The sequence below is a fragment of the Streptomyces sp. NPDC040622 genome, assembly GCF_055593965.1.
The window spans coordinates 150,441-156,940 of the sequence record NZ_JBVIXD010000015.1 but is presented as its reverse complement, the minus strand read 5'-3'; the positions used below and the strand labels follow the sequence as shown (position 1 = coordinate 156,940).

The following is a 6,500-nucleotide window of genomic DNA, read 5'->3' as shown; positions in this document are numbered from 1 at the left end:
TCGGCCGAGCAGGTCTTCGATCTGCTGATGGGCAACGACGTCGCGCCGCGCAAGGAGTTCATCACCAGCTCCGCGGCAACACTGGACCGCTCACGACTGGATCTGTGACGCGGCCGGCTGCCGCGCCTCGTGCGACCACAACAGGTGGGTGAGGAACTCGGCGGCCACCGGCGCGCAGGTGAGCGAGGTGGGCCGGCTGCACCGCCGGGCGGGATGTCGGCGGTGGCCCCGTGCGTCCGGGCCGCCCGCCGCCTCCGTCGGGACGGTGGTGGCCGTGCGCGAGGGCTGTCGGGCAGCGGGCCGGCGTCTCACAGCCGCCGCACGCGCAGTACCCCCGTCAGCATCGGGAGAGTGAACTCGCCGCGGGCGGTCTCGGGCCTGTTCGCGAGGAAACCGTGAATGCGGCCCAGCATGGCCTCTCGTTCCCGTTCCGGCATGACCAGCACACCCGCGCGCGTCGCGATGGTCTCGACGAGAGAGTCGGCGGTGCGGCGCTGCCCGTGCGGGAACTCGGCCCGCTCCGGCGAGCCGAACCGCGCGGCCGCGTCGGTTTCGGGGAGGTGTATGTCCGCCGTCGCGACGCGCCAACCGGCGGGCGTGTCACGTGGGCCGACGGCCGCGCTCCCGCTGACCCGCGCGAGCCCGGCGACCCAGTCGACCCGGTCGTCCATGAGGTTCCACAGGCCGGCCAGGGTGCCGCCGGGCGCGAGGACCCTGGCGATCTCGGGCCCCGCGACGGCCATGTCGAACCAGTGCAGGGCGTTGCCGGCCAGCACGGCGTCTACCGAGCCGTCCGGCAGGGGGATCGCCTCGGCGCTCCCCGACAGGGCGCGCACGCCCGGCAGCGCGCGGCGCAGCTCGGTCAGCATCGCCGGGTCGGGCTCGACCGCGACGACGTCGGCACCCATCGCGACGAGTGTGGCGGTCAGCTTGCCGGTTCCGGCGCCGAGGTCGAGCACGCTCGGGCGGTCCGGCGCGGACTGGAGTGCCCACTCCACCGCGGCCCGCGTGTAGTCCGGGCGGTGCTCGGCGTAGGCGGTCGCCGCCGCGCCGAACGACGAGGAATGAAGCAGCCGTTCATCCTGATCCATCCGGTCACCGTAGTCATGCCGCGACGGGTCAGCCACCCCGCCTCGGCGCCCCCGGCCGCCCCACGCGGACTGCCCGGCCACATCAAGGCGGTGTCGAGGCGTCTTTGGCCGAAAGACTCGTGAACAAGTGCCGAAAAGGCTCACGGTTACGTATCGAGGAACCGGCGGATCGCAGCCGCCGATTCCTGCGGGCGGCGCAGGTGAACCCAGTGGTCGGCGTTCAGTTCGACCAAGGTCGTGCCGGGGCGCCGGAAGGCCATCTCGCGGGCCTGCACGGAGGGGAGCACAGTGCTTGCGGTGCCGTGCAGCAGCAGAGCGGGGCAGTCGCTGCCCAGCCACTGGCGCCAGTGATCGCCGAGGACCAGGGTGTCCGATTCGGCCATGTCCTTCGGGTGACAGCCCAGCCGCCACCCGTCGCGGTGCCGCCGCAGACCGCCTTCCAGCAGGGGTGCCAAGGGGCCGCAGGAGGCGAGGAGTTGTTCGCGGGTGGGCGCCGTGTAGGGCAGATCCAGCAGGAAGGACAGGGGAGCGGGGTCGACGACGGGGAGGTGGGCCGGCCCGTCGACATTGATCAGGGCGCTGACACCCGCGGGCCGGTCAGCGGCCAGGTAGTAGCCGTTGACGGCGCCGAGGGAGTGCCCGAGGACGGGGAGGGGACGCCGGTCGAGGCCGACGTGGGCGAGCAGCAGACGGAGGTCTTCGAGGTACCCGTCCCGGCCGTACCGATCCGCCCGGTCCGAGTCCCCGTGCCCCCGTTGATCGGGCGCGACGATCCGCCAGCCGTAGGGACTCAGCGCACCGGCGAGGTCCGTGAAGTCGGCACCCTCGCCCAGGTGTCCGTGCAGGGCGAGCAGAGGCCGCCCGCCCGCGGGCCCGAAGTCGAGGTAGGAGAGACGTCTGCCGTCGGGGGCGGTGAGGTGGGCCCGTTCGGCTCGGGACGGAGCAGGGGCTGATCCGGTCGGCATGGCTTCACCGTACAAAATCGGCCGGGGGCGGACCGGACGCTCAACGCCTGCGCTCTCCCGCCTCTTCCGCCGGCTCTCCCCTTTGCGCTCCCCGTCAATCTCCGTCGGGCAGGGCGCGTTCGAGGAGGATTTCCGCCGCTGCTCGCGCATGCCGGCCGTAGTCCGCTTCGCCCAGCACCATGGCGCGGCTGGCCGCTCCGTCCGCGAGTGTGACCAGTTGCTCGGCGAGCGGTTCGGGTTCGCGGCAGCCGAGCTCCGCCACCAGGGCCGTGACCAACTCCACCATCCGCAGCTTCTGTTCGCGGGCGTAGGAGTGGACCGCGCTCGCCGGGTCGGGGAACTCCGCCGCGGCGTCGATGAACGGGCAGCCGCGCACCGGTGCCGCGTCCGCCGGGTGCGGGCCGAAGAGTCCGAGGATCCGTTCTCGCGGCGCGATGCCGTTGCGTGTCAGCGCGCTCTCCAGGGTGGCTCCCGAGGCCGCGAGGTCTTGGAGGTGGGCGACCACGAGGTCGCTCTTGGTGCGGAAGTGCGCGTAGAGCGTCCGTTTGGAGACAGGTGCTTCGTCGGCGACCTGCTCCATGCCCGTGGCGTTGATCCCTTGGGTCGCGAACAGCTGGGCGGCGGCGGCGAGGATGCGCTCCCGTCCGCCGCGGCCGCGCCGTTGAGGTGTCGTGGTCGCCGCACTCATGCCGGAAGTATACGCCCGCGTTTACTTGACGGGAGTCGGCTGCTAGCGTCCCTTCCGTAAGTAAACGCAATCGTTTACATCCCCTCACGTCGAGGCGTACCGAGGCATGTCGAGGAGTGACCCATGAACCGTCCGGTTCCCACCGAGATGAGCGGCTGTGCGGAGAAGTTGATACGAGGCCGTCGCGCGACGCGCGCGTTCCGTCCCGACCCGGTGCCCCAGGAGACGCTTCGTGCGATCTTCTCGCTGGCGGGCGCCGCGCCGTCCAATTCGAACGCGCAGCCGTGGCAGGTGGAGGTGGTGAGCGGCGCCAAGCGCGAGCGCCTGGCGGATGCGTTGCGGGCGGCCCATGCCGCCGAAAGCACCTCGGTCGACTTTCCGTACTCACCGGACATGTACACACCGGTGCATCAGGCCCGACGGGCCGCGTTCGGTGCCGAGTTGTACGGAGCGCTGGGCATCGGCACTGACGACCACGTGGCGCGTGCGGCGTACGACGCGGAGAGCCTGGGCTTCTACGGTGCGCCCCACGTCGCGTTCCTGTTCGTGTCCGGTGACGGTGGGGCGCGCCTCGCCGCGGACGTCGGCGCCTACCTGCAGACATTGCTCCTGGCGATGACCGCGTACGGCGTGGACAGTTGCCCCCAGGGACTGCTGAGCTTCTACGCCGACACCGTCCGGGCGGAACTCGGTGTCACCGGAGGAAAGCTGCTTGTGGGCGTCTCCTTCGGCCATGCCGTCGAGGCCGCGCCGGTCAACGGGATCGAGACCGGACGCGCTTCGATCGAGACGACCACGGTGTTTCACGACTAGGAGCTGTCCGTTCGATGGATGCGCAAGGCGGCCTGGTCGCGGTGGAGGACGTCGAGCGCATTGAGGTCGTGGCCGGAGCCGCGTACGAGGTGGAACATCCCGGAGATGTGCACTGTGTCGCCGGCCGCGAGTGGTTCGGCAACTCGCGGAACTTCGGGTGCCGGGGCGGGTGAAGGCGGCTGGAGGCGCCCGAACCCTCCTCGAAGATGACCGGGTCCTCGATCCCGGCCTCGTGAAGGATGAGGTTTTGCCGGGCGGTGGGGCGAATCGAATCAGCTCCGATGGCGACGGATGTCGCCGTCGTGCAGGCGGTCCGGGCTCACGGTCAGCGTCCTGACGCAATGCCCGCGAGGACGGTGCCGAGCATGCGGTCGAACTCCGCCTCTGAGCCGAAGTCGGCGAGCCGGGGCGCGAGTTCGGTCAGTGTCGGATACGCATCGGCATCGAAGTCCGGCACTGCCGCGGCCCCGTGGGCCTCCGTCGCGGTGCGCGCCAGCAGGTGACCGTTGAGGAACCCGAAGAGCACCGATGGCGCGTCCGCGGTGACCTGTTCAGGTACGCCCGCGTCCCGCATCGCCGCGACCAGTCGCTCCAGTGCGGCCAGTGCCGAGGCCGAGGTCTGGGCGCGGCCTGCCAGCAGCGGGAAGACCTGGGGATGGCGGTGGGCCATGTCCCGATAGGCGTGGGCGGTGCGGCGGGCGATGGACTGCCACCCTTCCGGTTCGCCGTCGGTAATCCGCATTTCGGCCAGGACCACCTCGCAGGCCGCGTCCAGCAGTGCCGCCTTGCCCTTGACATGGTGATAGATCGACATCGGGTCCACCCCGAGCTCGTCGGCCAGCCGCCGTACCCCGAACTGCCCCAGCCCGTCGCGGTCGATCAGGCCGACTGCCGCAACCGCGATACTCACGCGATCCAGCCCGGCCGAGGTGCCTCGTGCGCGTCGCACCACGCCATCCTCCTGTCCCTTGCCAAACCTACAACGTAGAACATAACGTGCCGAGTGAAATCTACGCCGTAGGTTTAATGAATCGGGGAGGGACACCTATGACCACCGCTGACGCCCCGCCGAAGGCGGCGTCCGCCGCGCGCCCGCCGGGCGGCGCTCCCATCGGTGCGATGTACGCCGGACTCGCGCTGACCGCAGTGACCGCCATCGCCCCACTGGTGGACGCGGCCACCGCCGACACCATCGCCGGGCACGTCCGCGCGGCGTACCCGCAGTGGGGTCCGGGGCCGGTAGGCCAGGACCGCACCGCGATCACCGCCTACCTCGCCGTCACCGGTGGACTGGGGGCACTGCTATGGCTCCTGACGATCCGTGCGGTTGCGGCAGGCAGGCGCTGGGCGCGGGCCGCAGCCACCGCGGCCTGGGGCGCCGGTGTGACGGTGGCGCTGGTCAACCTCAGCGCGGGCGGCGAGCAGTACGAGGTCATCGTGCCGGTCGGCTACGGCGTGCTGACGCTGCTGCCATGCGTGGTCGGGGGTGCGGCGGTCATACGGCTGTGGCGCCGCGGGGGTGCGCGCCCAGCCGCACTCGGCGACCGGCCGATCACCCGGAGTCTGCTGGCACGGCTGGCTCCCAGGACAGACAAGGACTCATGACGTGACAAGCCCTCTGGACAGCACGGCACTGCACGCTGCCATCGAAGCCGTTCACCGCGCCGGGATGCCAGGCCTGTTCGCCGAGGTACGCGCCGGCGACCAGGTCTGGCGCGGCGCCGCCGGGGTGGCCGACCTCGGCACCGGCCGCCCCGTCACCGCCGACATGCGGCACCGGGTCGGCAGCGTCACCAAGACCTTCACCGCCGCCGCGGTCCTGCTGCAGGTCGAGGCTGGCCGGATCGGCCTCGACACGCCGATCGGCCGGTATCTTCCGAAGCTGGTCCCGGGACGGCGCGGTGACACGATCACGGTCCGGATGCTGCTCGACCACACCAGCGGCCTCGCCGAGTACCTCCCGTACGCCTACCCCTCCCTCAAGGCGTACCCCGTCCTCGCTGACACCGGGCCGTGGAGTCTGGACGACCACCGGTGTACTCGGTTCGATCCCGTCGACCTGATCGAGATGGGGGTCACCGCACCGGCCGTCGGCGCCCCGGGTGGCGTACCAGGGGTGTACTCCAACACCAACTACCTGCTCCTCGTCCAGCTCCTGGAAGAAGTGACCGGCACCACGGCCGAACAGCACATCACCCGGAACGTCATCGAGCGCGCCGGCCTGCGGGACACCGGATTCCCAGCCACACCACATGTCGACGGGCCGCACTCGCAGCTCTACGAAGCATGGTTCGGCATGATCGACCCACCGCGCGACTACAGCGTCTTCGACATGTCCTGGGTGGGGCCGTCGGCCTCGCTGATATCGACTGTCGCGGACCTCAACCGCTTCTACCGCAGGCTGCTGGCCGGGGAGATCGTCAGCCCGTCGTCGTTGGCGCAGATGCGGCGCACGGTTCCGGTCGTCTCCCAAGAGGGAAAGGTGATCGACTACGGTCTCGGCCTGCACCCGATGGAAGGTCCCGGTCAGGGCACCTTCTGGGGCCATGGCGGCACAGTCTGGGGTGGCGGGACGCTGGCCATGACCCGGGCCGACGGCAAGCGACAGATGGCGGTCGCGATGAATCTGCAGAGGTGGAACCGACTCGGTTCTTCCGGCACGCCGCAACCTCATCCCATCGACGACGCGCTGGCGCTCCTGTACCGCGTGGCGATGTACGGCTGACCGGGCCGCCTGCACGGCCCGTTGACCGCTCTCATTCCTCTTCGTCCTCGTCCAGATCGAGTGGGCTTGATCCTCAGGGCCGCGATGATTGGCGCGAGGTTCAGGACCAGGTCGCGAGACACGCCGCGGTGACAGGTGACAGGTGCCACGGCGTTCGCGCTCCGTGCCCCGGCCGGGGTTGCTGCATCGGACACCCACCGGACTGGTGGAGGCGCCGG

The 6,500-nt window shown here is 70.6% G+C and carries 8 protein-coding genes; 4 read left to right on the top strand and 4 right to left on the bottom strand.

Annotated features, from left to right (window positions below; genetic code table 11):
* Window positions 1-308 precede the first annotated feature (308 nt).
* The 3 genes from ACZ592_RS35420 to ACZ592_RS35410 form a co-directional block, all read right to left on the bottom strand.
* Complete coding sequence (locus tag ACZ592_RS35420) at window positions 309-1,091, bottom strand: class I SAM-dependent methyltransferase (RefSeq protein WP_471585820.1); 783 nt, start codon at window positions 1,089-1,091, stop codon at window positions 309-311.
* 146 nt (window positions 1,092-1,237) lie between these two features.
* On the bottom strand, window positions 1,238-2,056 hold the full coding sequence (locus tag ACZ592_RS35415; RefSeq protein ID WP_471585819.1) for an alpha/beta fold hydrolase: 819 nt from the start codon (window positions 2,054-2,056) through the stop codon (window positions 1,238-1,240).
* Window positions 2,057-2,150: 94 nt separating this feature from the next.
* The gene (locus ACZ592_RS35410; RefSeq protein ID WP_471585818.1) at window positions 2,151-2,744 is read right to left on the bottom strand and encodes a TetR/AcrR family transcriptional regulator; all 594 of its coding nucleotides are present in this window, start codon (window positions 2,742-2,744) and stop codon (window positions 2,151-2,153) included.
* 123 nt (window positions 2,745-2,867) lie between these two features.
* On the opposite strand from ACZ592_RS35410, the gene ACZ592_RS35405 reads away from it, so the two are divergent.
* Together ACZ592_RS35405 and ACZ592_RS35400 are read left to right on the top strand one after the other, a co-directional pair.
* Window positions 2,868-3,557, top strand: coding sequence for a nitroreductase (locus ACZ592_RS35405; protein WP_471585817.1), 690 nt, complete (start codon window positions 2,868-2,870; stop codon window positions 3,555-3,557).
* A 14-nt stretch (window positions 3,558-3,571) separates the two neighbouring features.
* Complete coding sequence (locus tag ACZ592_RS35400) at window positions 3,572-3,730, top strand: hypothetical protein (protein WP_471585816.1); 159 nt, start codon at window positions 3,572-3,574, stop codon at window positions 3,728-3,730.
* A 152-nt stretch (window positions 3,731-3,882) separates the two neighbouring features.
* On the opposite strand, the gene ACZ592_RS35395 is transcribed toward ACZ592_RS35400, so the two are convergent.
* Window positions 3,883-4,509 (bottom strand): TetR/AcrR family transcriptional regulator C-terminal domain-containing protein, encoded by a 627-nt coding sequence (locus ACZ592_RS35395; RefSeq protein ID WP_471585815.1) that lies wholly within the window; start codon window positions 4,507-4,509, stop codon window positions 3,883-3,885.
* A gap of 95 nt (window positions 4,510-4,604) precedes the next feature.
* Between ACZ592_RS35395 and ACZ592_RS35390 the strand changes: the two genes are divergently transcribed.
* Together ACZ592_RS35390 and ACZ592_RS35385 are read left to right on the top strand one after the other, a co-directional pair.
* On the top strand, window positions 4,605-5,162 hold the full coding sequence (locus ACZ592_RS35390) for a hypothetical protein (protein WP_471585814.1): 558 nt from the start codon (window positions 4,605-4,607) through the stop codon (window positions 5,160-5,162).
* A 1-nt stretch (window position 5,163) separates the two neighbouring features.
* Complete coding sequence (locus ACZ592_RS35385; RefSeq protein WP_471585813.1) at window positions 5,164-6,282, top strand: serine hydrolase domain-containing protein; 1,119 nt, start codon at window positions 5,164-5,166, stop codon at window positions 6,280-6,282.
* Window positions 6,283-6,500: the final 218 nt, after the last annotated feature.